This window comes from Thermopolyspora flexuosa (assembly GCF_006716785.1).
Lineage (GTDB): Bacteria > Actinomycetota > Actinomycetes > Streptosporangiales > Streptosporangiaceae > Thermopolyspora > Thermopolyspora flexuosa.
Genome location: NZ_VFPQ01000001.1, coordinates 3,721,536 through 3,741,582, shown reverse-complemented (window position 1 = coordinate 3,741,582; position 20,047 = coordinate 3,721,536). Strand labels below are relative to the sequence as shown.

The 20,047-nt window shown below is 72.8% G+C and carries 17 protein-coding genes; 12 read left to right on the top strand and 5 right to left on the bottom strand.

Going from position 1 to position 20,047, the window contains the following annotated elements; genetic code table 11:
* Positions 1-82: 82 nt before the first annotated feature.
* Positions 83-2,071 (bottom strand): serine/threonine-protein kinase, encoded by a 1,989-nt coding sequence (locus FHX40_RS15840; protein WP_170198855.1) that lies wholly within the window; start codon positions 2,069-2,071, stop codon positions 83-85.
* Between the two features lie 669 nt (positions 2,072-2,740).
* On the opposite strand from FHX40_RS15840, the gene FHX40_RS15835 reads away from it, so the two are divergent.
* From FHX40_RS15835 to FHX40_RS15815, 5 genes are read left to right on the top strand one after another with little or no spacing between them, the layout of a single operon-like run.
* Positions 2,741-3,613, top strand: a complete 873-nt coding sequence (locus FHX40_RS15835; protein WP_142261814.1) for a MurR/RpiR family transcriptional regulator — start codon at positions 2,741-2,743, stop codon at positions 3,611-3,613.
* A gap of 7 nt (positions 3,614-3,620) precedes the next feature.
* Positions 3,621-4,370, top strand: a complete 750-nt coding sequence (locus FHX40_RS15830) for a sugar isomerase domain-containing protein (protein ID WP_142260347.1) — start codon at positions 3,621-3,623, stop codon at positions 4,368-4,370.
* Positions 4,371-4,417: 47 nt separating this feature from the next.
* Entirely contained in the window at positions 4,418-5,872 is a 1,455-nt protein-coding gene (ngcE, locus tag FHX40_RS15825) for an N-acetylglucosamine/diacetylchitobiose ABC transporter substrate-binding protein (protein ID WP_142260346.1), read from the top strand.
* A gap of 19 nt (positions 5,873-5,891) precedes the next feature.
* On the top strand, positions 5,892-6,797 hold the full coding sequence (locus FHX40_RS15820; RefSeq protein WP_142260345.1) for a carbohydrate ABC transporter permease: 906 nt from the start codon (positions 5,892-5,894) through the stop codon (positions 6,795-6,797).
* A 27-nt stretch (positions 6,798-6,824) separates the two neighbouring features.
* On the top strand, positions 6,825-7,724 hold the full coding sequence (locus FHX40_RS15815; RefSeq protein ID WP_142260344.1) for a carbohydrate ABC transporter permease: 900 nt from the start codon (positions 6,825-6,827) through the stop codon (positions 7,722-7,724).
* 100 nt (positions 7,725-7,824) lie between these two features.
* Here FHX40_RS15815 and FHX40_RS15810 read toward each other — a convergent pair whose 3' ends face one another.
* Both FHX40_RS15810 and FHX40_RS15805 read right to left on the bottom strand, forming a co-directional pair.
* The gene (locus tag FHX40_RS15810) at positions 7,825-8,508 is read right to left on the bottom strand and encodes a DNA alkylation repair protein (protein ID WP_142260343.1); all 684 of its coding nucleotides are present in this window, start codon (positions 8,506-8,508) and stop codon (positions 7,825-7,827) included.
* Positions 8,505-9,266: a TetR/AcrR family transcriptional regulator gene (locus FHX40_RS15805; protein WP_229788374.1), complete on the bottom strand. Its 762-nt coding sequence runs from the start codon at positions 9,264-9,266 to the stop codon at positions 8,505-8,507. Before FHX40_RS15805 ends, FHX40_RS15810 begins: the two co-directional genes overlap by 4 nt.
* A gap of 148 nt (positions 9,267-9,414) precedes the next feature.
* Between FHX40_RS15805 and FHX40_RS15800 the strand changes: the two genes are divergently transcribed.
* Positions 9,415-10,821 (top strand): alkaline phosphatase D family protein, encoded by a 1,407-nt coding sequence (locus FHX40_RS15800; RefSeq protein WP_142260341.1) that lies wholly within the window; start codon positions 9,415-9,417, stop codon positions 10,819-10,821.
* A 46-nt stretch (positions 10,822-10,867) separates the two neighbouring features.
* Complete coding sequence (locus FHX40_RS15795) at positions 10,868-12,406, top strand: glycoside hydrolase family 3 N-terminal domain-containing protein (protein WP_142260340.1); 1,539 nt, start codon at positions 10,868-10,870, stop codon at positions 12,404-12,406.
* A gap of 69 nt (positions 12,407-12,475) precedes the next feature.
* On the opposite strand, the gene FHX40_RS15790 is transcribed toward FHX40_RS15795, so the two are convergent.
* Entirely contained in the window at positions 12,476-13,237 is a 762-nt protein-coding gene (locus FHX40_RS15790) for an SDR family oxidoreductase (RefSeq protein ID WP_211350289.1), read from the bottom strand.
* Between the two features lie 547 nt (positions 13,238-13,784).
* Between FHX40_RS15790 and FHX40_RS15785 the strand changes: the two genes are divergently transcribed.
* From FHX40_RS15785 to FHX40_RS15775, 3 genes are all read left to right on the top strand, one after another.
* Positions 13,785-14,507, top strand: a complete 723-nt coding sequence (locus FHX40_RS15785; protein ID WP_229788371.1) for a GntR family transcriptional regulator — start codon at positions 13,785-13,787, stop codon at positions 14,505-14,507.
* Positions 14,508-14,893: 386 nt separating this feature from the next.
* A complete protein-coding gene (locus FHX40_RS15780) occupies positions 14,894-15,613 on the top strand; it encodes a GNAT family N-acetyltransferase (RefSeq protein ID WP_142260337.1) in 720 nt (239 codons plus the stop codon).
* 95 nt (positions 15,614-15,708) lie between these two features.
* On the top strand, positions 15,709-16,395 hold the full coding sequence (locus FHX40_RS15775) for a copper homeostasis protein CutC (protein ID WP_142260336.1): 687 nt from the start codon (positions 15,709-15,711) through the stop codon (positions 16,393-16,395).
* Between the two features lie 58 nt (positions 16,396-16,453).
* Here the strand turns inward: FHX40_RS15775 and FHX40_RS15770 are convergent, their stop codons facing one another.
* Positions 16,454-17,815, bottom strand: a complete 1,362-nt coding sequence (locus tag FHX40_RS15770; RefSeq protein WP_142260335.1) for an FAD-dependent oxidoreductase — start codon at positions 17,813-17,815, stop codon at positions 16,454-16,456.
* A gap of 793 nt (positions 17,816-18,608) precedes the next feature.
* Here FHX40_RS15770 and FHX40_RS15765 point away from each other — a divergent pair.
* Together FHX40_RS15765 and FHX40_RS15760 are read left to right on the top strand one after the other, a co-directional pair.
* Complete coding sequence (locus FHX40_RS15765) at positions 18,609-19,154, top strand: hypothetical protein (protein WP_229788370.1); 546 nt, start codon at positions 18,609-18,611, stop codon at positions 19,152-19,154.
* A gap of 126 nt (positions 19,155-19,280) precedes the next feature.
* A complete protein-coding gene (locus FHX40_RS15760) occupies positions 19,281-19,934 on the top strand; it encodes a hypothetical protein (RefSeq protein WP_142260334.1) in 654 nt (217 codons plus the stop codon).
* The last annotated feature ends 113 nt before the right edge of the window (positions 19,935-20,047 follow it).

Below are 20,047 nucleotides of genomic sequence, written 5' to 3'. Positions count from 1 at the left end.
GACGCCGTGCCGTGCGGTCCCGGTGCGACGGGCGTGGCGGACCCCGCGCACGGCGGCCGAAGCGGAAACGGCCGAGCCGTGATCAGCGGGCGCGGCCGGTCGTGACGTTCCAGAACGAGGGGATCGACATCCGCGGGGGCGGGCACGGCGGGCCGGAGACGACGGCGAGCGCGCTGCGTGCGCCGCCGGGCGCGGCGGGTCGCGTGGCGACGGTCACGCGGCGGACGAGCCGGGTGTCGCAGCCGGGCGTGGCGAGGTTCGCGCGCGTGGTGACGGTGTGCACGGCCCGTCCGGTGAGCGTGTGGGCACGAGCCGGGCCCACGGGGGACAGGGAGCCGGCCGTGTGCCCCTGGGCGAACCGCACGCTCAGGGTGACCGGGCCGGAACCGGCCACGCCGACGCGCGCGGTGACCGTGGTCCCGTCGAAGCGAAGGATGCGCAGCGACTCGACGACGCCCTCCCAGGGCGTCACTTCGGGTGGTGGCAGAGACGGCGAGGACGTGATCGACGCGGACGGGCTCGGCTCGGGCGGCGGCGACTCCGGCGGGGGCGATTCGGACGGGGGTGGGGAGGAGTCGTAGTCGTCGGTGGGCTCGTCGGGGGCCGGTGTCTCGGGCGGGCTCGGGCCGGGGGTGGTCGGCGGGGCCGCGGTGGGGGTCTCGGTGGTGGTCTCGGTCGGCGTCGCGCTCGGTGTCGGCGTGGGGGTCGGGGTGGCGGACGGCGGAGGCGAAGGGGTCGGCGTCGGGCTGGTCGCCGTGGGCGTGGGCGGCCGCTGCGGCGTCGCCGTACCGCCGGGGGTGAGCGTGGGGGTGCCCGTGCGGTCCGTGCCGCTCGTCGCGGTGGGGCCGGTCCGGGTCGCGGGCACCGGGGACCGCGTCCTGGGGGCCTCGGTGGCCCGGGCGGGGGCCGAGGTCGTCGGGACGAGGGCGGGCGGCCGGCCCCGGGACTGGCCGGTGGCGCCGCCGGGTGACGGCCGGGCGACCTGCGTCGGCGTGATCGTCGACCGCGGCGGCCCGTCGCCGCCGAGCACGACGTTCGGCCGCAGCACGCTGAGCAGCAGTGCCAGGGTGATCGCGGCGGCGAGCGTGCCCGCCCCGATCGCGGCGCGCGGCCCGGGCTCCCGCAGCCTGCCCAGCAGGCGGCCACCGGCCTGGGCTCGCCGGCCCGGCCACGCGGTCGCGCCGGTGGCGTGGGACGGCGGGACGGCGAGCGGGAACAGCAGCGCCAGCCGCGTGGCGAGATCCGCCAGGTGCCGCCGCCCGCGCTGCTCCCACTCCGGCCCGTACGCCTCGAGCGCGGTCGCCTCCACCTCGGCGAGGAAGGCCCGCGCGGTCGTCGGCCGGTCGGCCGGGTTCTTCGCCATGCCCCGCGCCACGAGGGGGCGCACCGCGGCCGGGACCTGCAGCAGGGGGATCGGGCCGCTCTTGTGCTTGCGCATCAGCGCGGGCGGGTGCTCGTCCAGGTACGGCCGATGCCCGGTGAGGCACTCGAAGAACACGCACGTGGCTGCGTACAGGTCGGTGGCCGGCGTGGCGCGGGCGCCGTCCCACTGCTCGGGGGCGAGGTAGGCGGGCGTGCCCGCGTGGCGGCCCGGCCCGGGGGTGCGCGCGGCCACGCCGAAGTCGGTCAGCTTCGTCGTGCCGTCGGCCTGCACCAGCACGTTCTCCGGCTTGGGGTCCCGGTGCACGATGCCGGTCGCGTGCGCCGCCGACAGCGCGAGCAGGGACGCCTTGAGGACGACGAGGGAGGCCTCGGGGACGAGCGGCCCGTGCTCGTCGAGCAGCCTGCGCAGCGATATGCCGTCGATCAGCTCCATGACGACGGCGGCGCCCGCCGGCGTCTCGACGTACTCGTAGAGCCGGACGATATGGGGATGGTCGAGCTCCACCAGCGTCCGGGCCTCGGCCCGGAACGCGGCGAGGAACTCCGGGTCCCGGCACAGCGCGTCGTTCAGATACTTGATGGCAACGTAAGCCCCGTTGGGCAGGTAAGTGGCCAGAACCACGCGCCCGGTGTCCCCCGCGCCGAGCACGCGCTCCTCCCGATATCCGGGAACCACCCAGGTGTCCATTCCCGTCCTCTGATTTCGTCCCCCTAGAGAAGGTCTCATCAGAAATGCTCTTTGTCACGCAATTGCGTGGTCTAGGTATTTCGTCATGACCGATATCGCCGGTCATCACCGTCACCGGCGGCCCCTCGGCCCCTCTGCACCCGCCACTGCCTGCGTTTTTGTTCAGTCGACCCGGGATGGGCGGCCGAGGCGTCGTCACACTCGCCCCGGCGGTCGACCGAATCGCGTTCACCGTTCCGGTCGCACACGGGCACCTGCGATCACGGCCGCATCGAGAAATGCATGCGGCACAGCGGCCGAAAAAACATCCTCGATCACTGAAGCGCACTCACGTCACACCGCGCACAAACCAAAAGGATCGTTCTGGGGCGGCCGCCGGGTGACGGCGCGCGCCCGCCCCGCGGCGCAGCCGTACCGGGACACGAGGCCGCGGATTCCCCGCGCGATGGCCGGATCCGCCGCGGTTTCGGTCCCGTCCCGGCGGCCGGCCTCACCGCCGTACGGCGGGACTTCCGATCGCGGATTGCGCGCCCCGAACCTTGCCGATGAGCTGCGTCTCACTGCCGACATGCGGTCTGACCAGGCATTTCTTCTGGTTAGCCTGCACTTGACGCCAAGGTTCGTGAGAATTATTTTCACAGGAACGGCTCTCGAGTGGAAGGAACGACCGTGTCCGGTGGTGCCCTTGGGCGCATCCAGACCGAGCTGCCGCGGCTACCCGAGGCCCTGCGCAAGGTGGGCGAGCTGATCCTGGCGGATCCGGCCGAGGCGGCCCGCTCCACGATCGTCACGCTCGCCGAGCGCAGCGGCACCTCCCCGGCGACCGTCACCCGGTTCTGCCGGGCGTTCGGCTTCGCCGGGTACTCCGAGCTGCGGGTCGCGCTCGCCACCGAGACCGGGCGCGCCGCCCAGGCCGGCTGGGGGCTCGGGGTGATCGGCCAGGAGATCGGCCCCGGCGACCCGCTCGACGCGGTCGTGGAGACGATGGCCGTCGCCGACGCCCGGCTCATCCAGGAGACCGCCGCCCAGCTCGACCTCGGCGTCGTCGCCAAGGTCGCCGACGCGATCGTCGCGGCCGGTCAGGTGGTGATGTTCGGCATGTCGACCAGCGGCGAGGTGGCCGGCATGCTGAGCGGCCGGCTGCGCCGGATCCGCATCCCGTGCTGGAGCTACTGCGACCCGCACCAGGGACTGGCGCACGCGGCGCTGCTCGGCGAGGGCGACGTCGCGATCGGCGTCTCCCACCAGGGCCGCACCCGGGAGGTGCTGGAGGCGATGGCCGAGGCCGACGGCCGCGGGGCGACCACCGTCGCGGTCACCTCCTTCGCCCGGTCGCCGCTCGCCGAGCTCGCCGACCTCGTGCTCACCACGGCGAGCCGGGAGACGACCTTCCGGCCCTCCGGCCTCGCCGCGATCCACTCCCAGCTGTTCGTGCTGGACGTGGTGTACGTCGCGGTCGCCCAGCGCACCTACGAGCGGGCGAACGAGGCCTTCGACCGCACGATCAGAGCCCTGGACAGCCACCGAGTCGAAAGGAACTGAACCAATCGTGGACATCGGCGCCACCGAGTACGTCCAGCGCGTGGAGGAACTGGTTCGCGAGGTCTCGCGGAGCCAGCTCGACCAGGTGCGGCGGGCCGCGGACCTCATCACGGCCTCGCTGCGCGCGGACGGGGTCGTGCAGGCCTTCGGCTCCGGCCACTCCGAGGCGATCGCGATGGAGATCGCGGGCCGCGCGGGCGGACTCATCCCCACCAACCGCCTATCCTTGCGTGACCTGGTCCTGTACGGCGGGGAACCGCCGGAGATCCTCACCCGGGAGCTGGAGCGCGACCCCACCGTCGCCAAGCGGATCTACGAGCTGGCGCCGGTGCGGCCGCAGGACGTCTTCGTGCTCATCTCCAGCTCCGGCGTGAACGGCTCGATCGTCGAGATGGCCACGCTCGTCAAGGAGCGCGGCCACCCGTTGATCGCGCTCACCTCGGTTCGGCACAGCCAGGCGATGACGTCCCGCCACCCGTCCGGACGCAAGCTGCTCGACCTGGCCGACGTGGTGCTCGACAACGGCGCGCCGTACGGCGACGCGGTGCTGGAGCTGCCCGGAGGCACGGCGACCGGCGCGGTGTCCACGATCACCTCGGCGCTGCTCGCGCAGATGATCGTCGCCGAGGTGGTGCGCACGCTGCTCGAGGCGGGGGAGACCCCGCCGGTGTACCGATCGGTGAACGTCGTCGGGGGCGACGAACACAACCGGGAACTGGAGGCCCGCTACGAGGGGCGCATTCGCCGCGGGGCCTAGCCCGGCGGACGGCGTCCCGCAGTGGGCGGCACCCAATGGAGGAGTCAATGTCGTTCTTCCCCGTGAACGGTCCCCGCAACGACTCGCCCGGCCGCGGCCTGAGCAGGCGGCAGCTGCTCAGGGCGGCGGTCGGCGCCGGAGTGGCGCTGCCGTTCGCCGCGGCCTGCGCGACCCCGGTCGGCGGCGGTGGCGGCGGCGGGTCGCAGCCCGCGGTCACCGGCACGGTGAGCGCCGAGAACCCGCTCGGCGTGCCCGCGAACGAGCCGTTCGAGGTCGTGATCTTCGACGGCGGGTTCGGTGACGCGTACGCGCGCAACATCCACCAGCCGCTGTTCCGCACCAAGCACCCGGACGTGCAGATCAAGCACACCGCGACCAAGGAGATCGCCAAGACGCTCCAGCCGCGGTTCGCGAGCGGCAACCCGCCGGAGTTCGTCAACAACTCCGGCGACAACGCGATGGACTTCGGCGCGCTGATCCAGGACGACCAGATCGCCGACCTCACGCCGCTGCTCGACGCGCCGAGCTGGGACGACCCCAACGTCAAGGTGCGCGACACGATCCTGCCGACCGCGATCGAGTTCGGCAGCTACGACGGCGTGTTCCGGGTGCTGCCGTACGCCAACACCGTCTGGGGCATCTGGTACTCGACCAAGCTGTTCGACGAGAACGGCTGGCAGGTCCCCAAGACCTGGGACGAGTTCCTCGCCCTGTGCGAGACGATCAAGAAGTCCGGCAAGTGCGCGCCGTTCACCTACGCCGGCAAGCACCCGTTCTACATCTACGAGACCATCCTCACGCTCGCCGCGAAGATCGGCGGCCCGGACGTGCTGCGCAACATCGACAACCTCGAGGACGGCGCGTGGAAGGCCGAGCCGGTGCTCACCGCCGCCACCGCGTTCGCCGAGGTCGGCGCGAAGTACCTGATGCAGGGCACGATCGGGCTCGACCACATCCAGACGCAGACCGCGCACAACAAGTACCAGGTGGCGATGCTGCCGAACGGCTCCTGGCTGGAGAACGAGCAGAAGGACTCCACCCCGCCGGACTTCGGCTACGCGGTGTTCCCGCTGCCCTCGTTCTCCGACTCCGACGCCATGCCGTACGGCACGCTGCACTCGCGGCCCGGCGAGGAGTACTTCGTGTCGGCGAAGTCACGCAACCCGCGGGCCGGCATGGAGTACATGCGGGCGATGCTCTCCAAGCAGGGCGCCGGGCAGTTCACCGAGCTGGTCAGCACGCTCACCGTGGTGAAGGGCGCGGCGGAGGGGCGCAAGCTCAGCCCCGGCCTGGCGAGCGCGTCGGCGGCGCTGCAGGCGGCCGGGGACAACACCGTCTACTTCCGGTTCCGGCAGTGGTACGCCGAGCTGCACGACGAGGTCGCCGCGGCGACCGGCCAGCTCATGAGCGGGCGGCTCACCCCGCAGGCGTGGGCCGAGCGCATCCAGCGCAAGTCCGAGCAGATCAAGCGCGACGACTCGGTCAAGAAGTTCCAGCGGTGACGACGGCGAGGGGGAGATCATGACCCACGGCAGAACGCGATTCATCATCGGGTTCCTCGCGTTCCCGGTGCTCCTCTACCTCGTCTACGTGATCTCCCCCTACGCGCAGGCGTTCTACATCGCGATGACGAACTGGCGGGGGGTGAACGCGAACCCGCAGTTCGTCGGGCTGGAGAACTTCCGCAGGCTGCTCGACGACGCGGTCTTCTGGAAGGCGGTCTGGCACAACCTGCTGCTGCTCATCCTGCTGCCGGTGGGCACGATCACCATCGCGCTGTTCTTCGCCTACCTGCTCAACGTGGGCGGCGAAGGGCGCGGCGTCGGCGGCATCCGCGGGTCCGGCTTCTACAAGGTGGTGTTCTTCTTCCCGCAGGTGCTCGCGGTCGCCATCATCGCGGTGCTGTTCCAGCAGGTGTTCCGGCCGGACCGGGGCGGCATGCTCAACGGGCCGCTCATGGCCCTCGGCCTCGAGCCGATCGGCTTCCTGTCCAACCCGGACATCGCGCTGTGGTCGGTGCTCGGGGTGCTGATCTGGCAGGCGGTCGGGTTCTACGTCGTGCTGTTCTCCGCCGGCATGGCGTCGATCCCGAAGGAGATGTACGAGGCCGCGCAGATCGACGGGGCCGGCCGGGCCGCGATGTTCTTCCGGGTGACGCTGCCGCTGCTCTGGGACACCGTGCAGGTCGGCTGGGTCTACCTCGGCATCGCCGCGCTGGACGTGTTCGCCGTGGTGTGGGTGATGACCGCCGAGCAGGGCGGGCCCGACCACTCCACGACCGTGATCGCGGCGGAGATCTACCGGAACGCGTTCGACTACTTCAAGTTCGGCTACGCCTCGGCGATGGGCGTGGTGCTGTTCTTCTTCACGATCGGCTTCGCGGTGCTGGCCCTGCGGCTGTCCCGCCGCGAGCGGATCGAGTACTAGGGGGTGCCCCACGTGGTCTCGCACAGCATGACCATCTCCCGTGCCGAGGTCCGGCAGGCGCGCCGGGTACGGCTCGGCCCGCTGTCGTACCTGTCGCATGTGGCGCTCGTGGTGTGGACGATCCTCGTCGTCGTGCCGCTCGCCTGGACCTTCCTCGCGTCGTTCAAGAGCGAGGACGAGATCTTCAGCGGCGCCTGGACGTTCCCGGCGGTGCCGCGGTTCGACAACTGGGCCCGCGCCTGGGAACAGGCGCACGTGGGGCAGTACTTCCTCAACAGCGTGATCGTGGTGGCGTGCAGCACGTTCGGCACGATGCTGCTCGGCTCGATGGCCGCCTACGTGCTCTCCCGCTACCGGTTCCGCGGCAACCGGGCGATCTACCTGCTGTTCGTGTCCGGGCTGGCGTTCCCGGTCTACCTGGCGCTCACCCCGCTGTTCTTCGTGGTGCAGAACATGGGGCAGCTGCCGCTGATCGGCCAGTTCATCGGGCTCAACACGCACGGCGGGCTCATCCTCGTCTACATCGCCTACTCGCTGCCGTTCACGGTGTTCTTCCTCGCCGCGTTCTTCCGCACGCTGCCGACCGCGGTGGCGGAGGCGGCGTTCGTGGACGGCGCCTCGCACACCCGGGTGTTCTTCCAGATCATGCTGCCGATGGCCCGGCCCGGCATCGTCAGCGTGACGATCTTCAACGTGCTCGGGCAGTGGAACCAGTACCAGCTTCCGCTCGTGCTGCTCAGCGGCGAGGCCCGGGACAAGTGGGTGCTCACCCAGGGCATCGCGAGCATCTCCACCGCGGCCGGCTACGACGCCGACTGGTCGGCGCTGTTCGCCGCGCTGAGCATGGCGATCCTGCCGATGATCATCATCTACACGGTGTTCCAGCGGCAGATCCAGGCCGGGCTCACCGCGGGCGCGCTGAAGTAGCGCCCAGGCGGGCAGGGCCGGCCGTACCGCGGCCTACGGGGGCATGCGCCGGGCGGCGTCACCACGTCGCCCGGCGCCTCTCCGGTACGGCACGGCCCCGTCAGTCCACGGGCAGGTTCTTCAGCGCCTCGCGGCGGCTCAGCCCGGTGATGCCCGTGGCGTTGACGTACCGGACGACCTCGTCCGGGTTGACCTTGGCGTACTCGCGCAGCGCCCACCCGATCGCCTTGCGGGCGAAGAAGTCCACGTCGGACAGGCTCGGCTCGATGCACGCGTACAGCAGCCCGGTGTCGGTGTCGCGGCCGAACTTGTTCTGGCAGAGGATCGCGGTGCGGCGCTTCCACAGGTCGGGGTCGTGCGCCCACTCCAGCATGAGCGGCCGCATCGTGTCCGGGTAGGCGCGCAGCAGCGGGCCGATGCGGCGGATCGCGATGTCGTCGACCAGGTCCCACCACGCCCCGGTGACGATCATCTCCTCGTACATCGGCACCGTGTAGAGCGTCTGGAAGCGCCGGTAGTAGCGGAACCCGGACAACTCGATCGCGGCGTACCGCTCCTCGCGGTACTCGGCCTCCCGCCACAGCGCGAGCACCGCCCGCCGCCACTCGGGCGCGGACTCGATGCGGTGCTCGGCGAAGACCGCGCGCAGCGCGGCGCGACGCGGCCCGGCCTGCACCCCGAGGAACGGCATGGCCGACTTCATGTACGCCTGCATCACCGGGGCCTTGGCGGGGTCGGCGACCTCCTGCAGCGCCTCCCGCACGGCCTTCTGCAGCGGGGTCATCCGCCCCGGCCGGTCGCGGCGGTCGCGTGCGCGGCCCGGTGACCGGCGGCCAGGCCGTCGAACAGGATCGCGATGAAGTTGTCGGCGAGCGCGGCCGCGTCGAGCGGCCCGTCGGGCCGGAACCAGCGCACGGTCACCCAGATCGTGTCGCGGATCATCCGGTAGGTGAGCTTGGGGTCGACGTCGGTGCGGAACTGCCCCTCGGCCTGGCCGCGCCTGATCTGCTCCACCCACATGCGCTCGACCTCCTCCTCGGCCGCGACCAGGTAGCCGAAGCGGTCGCCGGGCAGCGAGCGCAGGTAGTTCCAGTCGTTCTGCATCACGGTGATCGCGGCGCGGTGCGGCACCAGCGCCTCGAAGCCGATGCGCACCATCGCGGCGACCACCTCGCGCGGCTCGCCCCCGGCGTCGAGCACGGCCCGGTAGCGGGCGAGCAGGTCCCTCAGGAACGTCGACAGCACCTCGTCCACGATCGACTCCTTGGAGTCGAAGTGGTGGTAGAGGCTGCCGGAGAGGATGCCCGCCTCCCTGGCGATCTCCCGGACCGTGGTCGCCTGGAATCCCTTCCGCGCGAAAATCTCCGCGGCTAGTTTCACGAGGTACTCGCGTCGGCCGGATCCGTCCGCCGGTCGCGTGCCCCGGCGCGTCGCGCGCCGCCGGGACGCCCGGCGCCACTCGTGCCGTTCGTCGACGGCGCCGCGTTCGGGCGGGCCGTCCTCGGTGGTTGCGGTGTCGCCCGGGTTATCGCCGATTTTCACGCCCTCCATTATGAGCCTTGCGCAATCCGGCGTTCACCTGACCGTCGGGGTGAAAATCGGGTGCGGTGTCCCTTTATTCACCCCTGGTAAATGAGTGATCCCCGGGAACCGGGCGCCCGGGCGATGTGATTTGTGCAGGATCGGGGACATGGCGAAGTTGTCGAATCCATTCACCCTGGGCGTCGCATCCGGAGAACCGCTGCCGGACGGCGTCATCATCTGGACCCGGCTCGCCCCCGAGCCGCTCAGCCGCGCCTCCGTGCCCGGCGGCATGCCGAACCAGAACGTCAAGGTGCGCTGGCAGGTGGCCGAGGACGAGCGGTTCACCCGGATCGCCGCCGAGGGCACCGCGACCGCCACCCCGGCCCACGCGCACAGCGTGCACGTGAAGGTGGACGGGCTGCGGCCGGGCACCGAGTACTTCTACCGGTTCCGCGTCGGCGCGCCGTTCGCGGACACCACCAGCCCGGTGGGCCGTACCCGGACCGCGCCGGCCCGGGACGCGGACACGCCGCTGCGCTTCGCGTTCGTCTCCTGCCAGCGCTACGAGCACGGGTACTACACCGTCTACCGGCACATCGCCCAGCAGCGGCCGGACCTCGTCGTCCACCTCGGCGACTACATCTACGAGTACGGCAAGCCCGCCAATCCCGCCCCCGGGCGGTACGTGCGCAAGCTGGAGCCGCCGGAGGCCGAGTGCAAGACGCTGCCCGCCTACCGCAACCGGTACGCGCGCATCAAGTCCGACCCCGACCTGCAGGCCGCGCACGCCGCCGCGCCGTGGGTGACGATCTGGGACGACCACGAGGTGAAGAACGACTACGCCGGGAAGCTGCCCGGCGACGGCTCGGACCCGGCCGCGTTCCTGCGCCGCCGTACCGCCGCGTACCAGGCCTACTGGGAGCACCTCCCGCTGCGGGTGCGCCCGTCCGGCGACGCGCTGCAGATGTACCGGTGGCGGCCGTACGGCAAGGTCGCCGACCTGCTGCTGCTCGACTCCCGGCAGTACCGCACCAAGACCTCGATGCTCGGCGCGGACCAGGAGCGGTGGCTGCTCACCCGGCTCGCCGAGTCGCAGGCCCGGTGGCGGGTGGTCGCCGAGCCGTTGTTCTTCTCCCGCCGCCTGTTCGCCGGCAACCGGACGAGCGCCGACGCCTGGGACGCCTTCGCGGCCGAGCGCACCCGCATCGTCGACGCGGTGCGCGCCTCCGGGAGGCCGAACCTCGTCGTGATCAGCGGGGACGTGCACAACCACTGGGCGGCCGAGGTGCTCACCGACTTCGCCGACCCGGCCTCGCCCTCGGTCGGGGTGGAGTTCGTCGGCAGCTCGGTGACGAGCGCGCCGCCGGAGACCGACGTCGACGCGGTGCTGCGGCTCAACCCGCACATCAAGTTCTTCGACGGGCACCGGGGGTACGTGTGGTGCGAGGCGGACGGGGAGAGCTTCACCGCCGAGTACCGGGTCGTCGACCACGTGGACCGGCCGGGGGCGCCGGTGCGCACGGTGGCCCGTTTCTCGGTGGTCGACGGCCGTCTCAAAAGGGCGGACGCCTGAGGGTGCGGGACTAGCAGTTAGGAAAGTTTCCTATTAGATTGGCGGCATGCCCAAGGATGCCACCAGCCGTGACCCCGCCCTGCTCCGACTCGCCGACGCGGTCATCCTGCCCGGGTTCCCGGGCCGGGAGCCGCCGGACTGGGTACGCCGCAGGCTCGCCGAGGGCCTCGCCGGCGTGGTGCTGTTCTCCCGCAACATCGGCGATCCCGAGCAGACGGCACGGCTGACCGCGGCGCTGCGCGCCGAGCGGCCGGACGTGATCATCGGGATCGACGAGGAGTCGGGCGAGGTCACCCGGCTGGAGGCGGCCACCGGCAGTTCCCGGCCGGGCAACTACGCCCTCGGCGTGGTCGACGACGTCGCGCTCACCGAGGAGCTCGCCCGCGACCTCGGCCGGGCGCTCGCCGAGATCGGGGTGACCATCGACTTCGCCCCGGCCGCCGACGTCAACTCCAACCCGGACAACCCGGTGATCGGGCTGCGCTCGTTCGGCGCGGACGCGCGCCTGGTGGCCCGGCACACCGCCGCCTGGATCCGCGGCCTGCAGTCGGCCGGGGTGGCCGCGTGCGCCAAGCACTTCCCCGGCCACGGCGACACCAACGTCGACTCCCACCTCGGCGTGCCGCTGGTGAGCGGCAGCCGCGAGGAGCTCGCCGAGGTGGAGCTGCTGCCGTTCCGCGCCGCGATCGAGGAGGGGGTGGCCGCGATCATGACCGGCCACCTCGTGGTGACCGCGTACGACGAGGCGTACCCGGCCACGCTCAGCCCGAAGATCCTCGGCGACCTGCTCCGGCACGAGCTGCGCTTCGACGGGCCGGTGATCACCGACGGCATCGAGATGGCGGCCGTCGCCGACCGGTACGGCATCCCCGGCGCGGCGATGCGGGCGATCGCCGCGGGCGCGGACGGGATCTGCGTCGGCGGCGAGCACGACGACGAGCGGATCGTCGAGGAGATCCGGCAGACGATCGCCGGGGCGGTCGCCGAGGGGGTGCTGCCCGAGCAGCGGCTCGCCGAGGCCGCCGAGCGCATGCGGCGGCTCGCCGCCTGGCCCGCGACCGCGCGGCCCGCCGCGGATGCGGGGAAGCCGGCCGTGGAGCTGCCGGAGGGCGTGCCGATCGGCCTGCACGTGGCCCGGCGCGCGATCCGGATCACCCGGCGCGACCCGGCCGCCCTGCCGCTCGCCGCGCCGCCGCACGTGATCGAGATGACGCCGCAGCTCTCGCTCGCCAGCGACCGGCACACCCCGTGGGGGGTGGGCGAGCCGCTCGGCAGGCTGCTGCCCGGCACCACGGTGGCGCGGTTCGCCGAGCGCGACGGCCAGGTGCCCGGCGCGGCCGAGCTCGACGCCGCGCTGGCCGAGGCGGCCGGGCGCCCGCTGGTGATCGTCGCCCGGTACGCCGACCGGCACCGCTGGCTGGCGGAGGCGATCGACCGGCTGCTCGCGGCCCGGCCCGACGCGATCGTGGTCGAGATGGGGCTGCCCGGCCGTACCGACCGGGGGGCGGTGCACATCGCCACCCACGGCTCGGCGCGGGTCTGCGGCCAGGCCGCCGCCGAGGTGCTCGCCGGGCTGGCGCCGTAGGCCGGACGGGCCCGCGCCCGCGTCTCGGGGGTACGCGGGCGCGGGCCCCGCCCTGGCCCGAGCGGCGGGTCAGGCCTTGGCGGTGATGCCGCCGTCCACCGGGATCACGGCCCCGGTGAGGTAGGCGCCCGCCCGGGAGGAGAGGTAGATGGCGGCCCCGGCCACGTCCTCGGGCCGGCCGATCCGGCCGAGCGGGATCGCCGCCTCGATCTCGGCGCGCATCTTCGGGTCGTTCAGGGCGAAGGCCATCATCTTCGACTCGAACGGGCCGGGCGCGATCGCGTTCACGGTGATGCGCTCGGGGGCGAGCCGGCCCGCCAGGTGGCGGGTGAGCTGGTGCACCGCCGCCTTCGCCGCGGAGTAGGCGTAGTTCTCCATCTCCGGCACCCGGATGCCGTCCACCGAGCCGATGTTGATCACACGGGCCGGGTCGTCCGGGCTCGCCGCCGCGCGCAGCAGCGGGAGGAACCGGACGGTCAGGTAGAACACGGCCTTGACGTTGAGCGCGTAGACCTTGTCGAACCCGGACTCGGGGTAGTCCTCGAGCGGCGCGCCCCAGACCGCGCCCGCGTTGTTCACCAGCACGTCCAGGCGGTCCTCCTGCGCCGAGACCGCCGACACCAGCGTCTCGATGCCCTCGCGGGTGGACAGGTCCGCGGTGATCGCGGTGCAGCCGAGTTCGGCCGCGGTCTTCTCCAGCTCGGCGGTCTTGCGGGAGGCGATGTAGACGCGGGCGCCGGCCGTGACGAACCCCTGGGCGATCATCCTGCCGATGCCGCGGGATCCGCCCGTGACGACGACCGTCTTTCCTTCGACCGAGAACAGGCTCATGACGGCCAGCATGCCCGATCCGGGTCTTCGGTACAAACCGACCGGTCGGTATCGACACAGGGTCAATATCCACGGATCGGCCGAATTTGGGCCTTGACGGAAGGTGACCGGAGATGAAGAACGGATGTGATCAACGTCTCGTGATCGGAGAGACGGGTGCGCATCGGCGTGACCCGGGGCCGGCCCGAAAAAAAGTGGAGCGTGTCCTGGCGGGCGTGGGGGACCCGCCAGGACACGCTCCGCCCCGGCGCGTGGCGCCCAGGACCCCGGCGAGGGATGGGGTCCTGAACCGCCGACGCGCGGGGAGCCCTTGGGGTGACGGCCCGTCGCGCGACCGCTACCGAGCGCCCACGGTCGGTCAGGCCGTCCGGCCGGCGCTCACCCGCTGGCCGACCTTTCGATGGATTTGTACCAACGATTGGATGATGCGCCCCCGGGCTCTCCGAGGTCAAGGGGTTGTTCCAAGTTGCAACGAGATCGTCTAAATTTGTTGGAACAAAAGGGCATGCAGAGGGTCGGAGTGGCACGGTCAACGCTGTATCAACAGGTGGCGTCGGAGCTGCGGCGCGCCATCTACTCGGGGGAACTCCGTCCGGGGGACCCGCTGCCAACCGAGGCCGATCTCATGCGCAAGTCGAACGTCAGCCGCAACACGGTACGGCTGGCGCTCGGTGAGCTCGTCAACGAGGGCCTGATCAGCCGCACCCCGCGCCGTGGCAGCGTGGTCCGCGAGCGGCGGCCCCTGCTCCTGTACCCGCAGAAGGAACTCGAGCCGCAGCCCGAGGGCGGGCGGCAGGAGGCGTTCGCGCGCGCGGTCGCCGAGGTGGGACGGAAGCCGAGCCAGGACATCGAGGTGGCGATCGTGGAGCCGCCCGAGGACATCGCCACCCGGCTCGCGCTGCCCGACGGCGAGCTCGCCGTGGTCCGTCGCCGGCTCCGTTACGTCGACGACCAGCCGTTCAACACCAACGACTCCTACTTCCCCCTCTCGCTCGTCCAGAATTCGGAGATCGCCCGTCCGGCCGACATCACCCGGGGCGCGAACCGCGTGCTGGAGGAACTCGGACACCCGCAGGTTCGCATGGTCGACGACATTTCGGCACGTATGCCGACTTCTGAGGAAGTGTCGCGCCTAAAGCTCGAACCTGGTACTCCTGTTGTCGTTCACGTCCGGGTTGGTTACGACCCCGAAGATATGCCGGTGCGGGTCGCGGTGTCGGTGCTGCCCGCCGACAAACATCTGATCAGATACGAGCTGGAACGTCATTGACGCAGCGCCGGCCGGCTCATCCTCGGATGGGGCGGCCGTTGTCGTGTCCGACGGGTGGAACCCGGCCGGTCCCGGAGCGGGTCGCGTCGCCGCTCCGGTACGGCCGGCTCTGATGCTCGACGCGCCCGCCCTGTGGGCGGGGCCGGTCGCCGTCCGTGCGGACGGCGGTGCGAGGCGGCCCCTGCCCGTCGCACGGGCCTGCCCTCGCGCATGGGGGGTGGTTCCGCCCGCCGCCGCCGTGGCCTGATCCGCCACGGGCCGTGATCCCTAGCGGCTTGTCGTCTCCGGCGGCCCCCCTTCTCTGAATCCCTTCCTTACGACCTCACGCCGTCCATTGGTCACTCTGCGTACTCACCGCAGTACCACCAGCACCGAAAGGATGCATCATGCACACGAACACCGTCCTTCACGCCGTCCGCGAGCCGCTCACGCTCACTCTCCGTCGCGCCGGATCCGCCGATCTGCCGGGCGTGCTCGCCCTGTTCGCCGAGGCGGCCGAGTGGCTCAACGGGCGCGGCGTGCGCCAGTGGCCGGTCGGCGGCTTCCCCGCCCACCGCATCGAGCCGCTGATCGCCGCGGGCACGCTCTACGTCGTCGAGGGTGAGCCGGACGGCGTCTGCGAGGACGGGCACGCCCGGGGGCCGCTCGCCACGATCGCCCTCGACACCTTCGCCGACCCCGAGTTCTGGACGCCCGAGGACCGGCCCGAGGACGCCTACTACGTGCACAAGCTGTGCACCGCGCGGGCGTGCTCCGGGCTCGGCATCGGCCGCGCCCTGCTCGACTGGGCGGGCCGGCGCACGCTCGCCGACGGCCTGCGCTGGCTGCGGCTCGACTGCGCCAAGGCGAACACCGGGCTGCAGGGCTACTACCGGTCCCTCGGCTTCCGTCACGTGCGCACCGTCGACCTGCCGCACCGCGCGTCCGGCGCGCTCTTCCAGCGCCCGGCGGGCGGCTTCGCCGGGTACGGCGGGCCGCGCCTGGTCGACCTCACCGCCGACCTGGCCGCGGAGGTGTCCGCGACCGGGCTGCTGCCCGGCGAGGTGGACGGCCGCGCGCCCGCGTCCGCCGGGGTACCGGAGGGCGGTCTCGTGCTCACCCGGTAGGACAAGCCGGGCAAATCATCAGGTTGCGCCGCTTCACCTGCGGGAGCAGGCGGTAGCCGTACGATCCCGGACGGCTCCTCCGATAGCCTCCCAACATGACGCCTTCGCTGCTCGAAGTGGTCACGCTCGACGTGCGTGACGCCGTGGCCGCCGAGGAGGGCGGCGCCGATCGCGTGGAGGTGGTCGCGCATCCCTCCGGCGACGGCACCCCGGAGGCGGCCACGGTGGCGGCGATCGCGCGGGAGTGCTCGCTGCCGCAGATGGTCCGGCTGGGGTGCGGCTCCCGGCCCGGCGCCGGTTACACGGTCACCCCGGCGGAGCTGGAGGAGCTCAAGAGACGCGCCCGGGAGCTCGCCGACGCGGGCGCGGCCGGGTTCGTGTTCGGGTTCCTCACCGCCGAGGGCACGGTGGACCTGGCGGCGACCGAGGCGCTCGTCGGCGCGATCGCGCCGCTGCCGTGGACCTTCCACCGGGCGGTGGACCACGCCGTCGACGTGCAGGCCGCATGGCGCGCGGTACGGCTGCTGCCCAACCTCGCCACGATCCTCACGGCGGGCGCCGCCACCGGCGTGGAGGACGGGCTGCCGGTGCTGCGCGCCCGCGCCCACGCCGGGGACGCCGGGCTGATCATGGCGGGCGGCGGCCTGGAACGCCACCACGTGCCGCTGCTGCGCGCGCAGGGCATCGGCTCCTTCCACGTCGGCGGCGCGGTGCGCACCGGCTGGTCGGCGCCGGTGGAGGCCCGGCTCGTGCGGCAGTGGCGCGAGCTCGTCGGCGGCTGACCACCGCGCGCGCCGCGGCAGGCGGCACGGCCGCGCCGGGCAGGGCGGGTGCGCCGGGCTAGCCGTGATCCTCCGCGCGCCCGCAGGCTTCGAGCAGCGCCGCGCGGTCGGGGAGCTTCACCCGCTCGCCACGGCCGAGGCGGGCGGCGAGCGCCGCCTCGGCGGCCTCGATCGCCAGCCACTCGTCGTAGGTGATCGGCCTGATGCCGCGCCGGGCGAGCAGGTCGTCGAGGCGCGGGCGGTCCCCGGTGGGGCGGCCGGCCAGGTCGGCGAGCAGGGTGCGCACGGTCTCGGCGGCGTCCGACTTGTTCGTGCCGATCACGCCGGTCGGGCCGCGCTTGAGCCAGCCCGCGACGTACTCGGCCGCCGCGCCGTCGTCGGCCGTGCCGTACCGGTCCTCCGGGCCCTTGCGGACGACCCGGCCCGCCTCGTTCGGCACGGTGTTGGTCGCCGCGTCGAACGGCACGCCGGGCAGCGGCACGCTCCGGTAGCCCACCGAGCGCAGCACCAGCTGCACCGGGATCGTCTCGAACTCGCCGGTGCCGACGAGGCGGCCGTCGGCGAGGTGGGTGCGCTCCAGGCGGACGGCCTCGACGCGCCCGTCGCCGAGGATCTCCACCGGGCGCAGCCAGAACCGCAGCTCCAGCCGCCGCGGCCGGCCCTCCGGCACCCGGGAGGCCCACGCCTGCAGCACCTCGACGTTCCCGCGGGCCTGGCGGGACAGCGAGGTCACGTCGTCGACCTTCACCTCGCCCTGGTGGGTGAGCACGTCGGCGTTGCCGAGCTCGCCGAGCTCGCGCAGCTCCTTCGTGGTGAACTTGGCGTGCTCCGGCCCGCGCCTGCCGATCACGTGGATGGTGCGCACCCGGCTCGCCGCCAGCCGCTCGAGCACCGGCTCGGGGACGTCGGTACGGCGCAGCTCGTCGGCGGACCTGGCGAGGATGCGGGCCACGTCCACCGCGACGTTGCCCACCCCGATCACCGCCACCTCCTCGGCGTCGAGGGTGAAGGCGCCGGCGGGCACGTCGGGATGGCCGCAGTACCAGTTGACGAAGTCCGTGGCGGCCGCGCTGCCGGGCAGGTCCTCGCCGGGGATGCCGAGGCGGCGGTCGACCGTCGCCCCGGTGCAGTAGACGACCGCGTCGTAGTGCTCGCGCAGCTCGGCCGCGGAGACGTCGGCGCCGAGCTCCACCCCGCCGAGGAAGCGCACCGCAGGCCGCTCCAGCACCTGGCGCAGGTAGCGGGCGATCGACTTGATGGAGGTGTGGTCGGGGGCCACGCCGTACCGGACGAGGCCGTACGGGGTGGGGAGGCGTTCCAGCACGTCGACCTCGACGTCCGGGCCGGCCTGCTTGGTGAGCGCGTCCGCGGTGTAGATGCCCGCCGGCCCCGAGCCCACGATCGCCACGCGAAGAGTCATGCCGCGGTCTCCCTTTCCGAGTCTGTCGGGCGTCCATCGGGCGTCGGCCACGCGACCGACGCGTCGCCGCACCTGTGCCGCTCCGGACCCGCGTCCGGTGGGGCGTACCCGGCCGGGCCGGTCCGCCGCCCGGGCGGGACCGGTCCCGGCGCCCGCCGGGGCGTCACGGCGAGGACGCGGGCGTGCCCGCGCCCGGCCGCCTGCGATCGCGGAGTCACCGCCACCACCTCCCGCGGTCCGCCATACCGCGCCTGCGGAGGCGCACCCGTGCCGCCGCCGTCCGCCACGGCGCCGGGCCGACGGCGGCCCCGTTGCGGATCCGGCGGGCCGGGTCCCGCCTCCTTCCTGGGCTAACGGTCGCACACCGAGGGCCGGAAAGGCGCGCCCGACATGCGGAACGGCCGGGCGAGGACGGGCCGGGGGAGGGGCAAACGCCGCCGGGACGGACGATCGCCGCACCGCGTCCGGCCGCCGGTCCGGTCCGGCCGCGGCGCCGTACCGGCACGCGGCCGCGGCGGCCGGTGGACGCGGCCGGGTGGTCTCCGCGGCGGGTGGACGCGGCATCGGGTCCTTCCCACGAGACAGGCGCGGGAGAACTCCGCGGAAAAGTCGAAGCCTCCCAAACCAGGCTTATGACGGTTTACCCGGTGTAATACGTGCGTAAGCCCGGTCTTCGGGAAGGCCCGGCGGACGTCCGTGGCGTGGCGAAGCGCCCATTCGCCAGGTAAATGTGGCAAATGCTCAGCGTGGAGGGGTTGCACGCGGGCGGCAGGGCCAACCACAGTAGGGGACCGTGGGTGCTGGGGCGAAGAAGCGGCGGGACTCGGGCGCGAAGGCGCGGCGACGCTCGGTGAAGGATCCGTCCGCGACGTCCCCGCCGATGCCCGCGGGCGCCGGCCCCGAACCGGACGCGGGTGCGTACCGGTCCGGGGGCGCGCCGGAGGCGCGGCGCTTCGAGGCGTTCGGCCGGGTCATGGCGGCGCTCGCGACCGAGGCCGAGTTCATGCAGACCAGCCGGGATCTCACCTGGTGGCAGGGGACCGAACAGGACTGGAACATCGAGTGGCGCGAAGGCCCGTACGCCTCGGACGTGGCCGCGATGCTCGCCGCCCGGATCCCCGGGCCGGTGGGGCCCGCGGGCCGTACCGACCGGTCCAGCGCGGCGGTCACCGTGCTCGGTGTGCCGTTCACCCTGCGCGCCATCGACCCGCTGGGCCGGGAACGGCCGGCCGCCCGCGCCGGGCTGTGGCGCCTCGCCGCGGCACTCAACACCACCTACACCGACACCCCGCGCCAGGCGGTGGCGCGCCGCCACTGGGAGGAGCTGCTCGGCGGCTGACCCGCCCGCGGCGCGTCGTCCCCGCGACTCCCAGGTCCCCGATACCGAATCCCCCGCGGTCCATCCGTGACCACCTCCGGCGACCGGGTCGCGCCGGTGGTGGCCGCCCGAACTCCAGGGGGAGCCATGTCCGTGTTGTCGGATGACAACAGCCCATACACCCACTACGAGGCGATCGAGCGGCGCTGCCGCGGCATCATCCGGCATCTGGTGCTCTCGGTCACGGCCGGGGCGGTGGCCGGCACGATCGGCACGCTCATCCACGTGAGCGGGATCCGGCAGGTGGAGCTGGCCTACGACCCCTACGCCTACTTCGCGCTCGCGGTGCTCGTCGGCCGCACCGCGGCGGGCCTCGGCTGGGCGGCGCTGTCCGCCACGCTCGCGGCGCTCGCCCCGCTGATCCCGGCCCTCGCCGGCATCGGGCTCGCCGGGCACGCCCGGGACGCGCTCGGCGGCGATCCGGACAGCCTCAACATCCTGCTGCTCGTGCTCGTCGGCTTCGGCCTGGCCGGGTACGCGGCACGCGGCGCGGGGCTCGGCGCCGACGTCGCGGCCGGGGCGATCGCCGGGGTGCTCCTCGCCGACGTCGGCGGCCGGGCGCTGCCCGGCCTGCCCGGCGCCGTCCCGGGCTTCCTGCCCTGGCCCGCGCTCGCCGTGACGCTGCTGCTGCTCGGCCTCGTCCTCGCGCTGCGGCGCAGGCTCCGGTCCCGGCTGTGCGCGCTCGCCGTGGCCGCGGTGATCGCCGGAGGCTGTCTGCTCGCGCTCGGCGTGGCCGGGTGAGCCCGCCGTACCGGAGGGCGCGCATCGGCGCAGGGGGCCGATGACCGACCGGTGATCGTGTCGCGACCGCGCCGATGACCGGGCCGGTTAGGCTGCCGTGCAACGGAACGCCC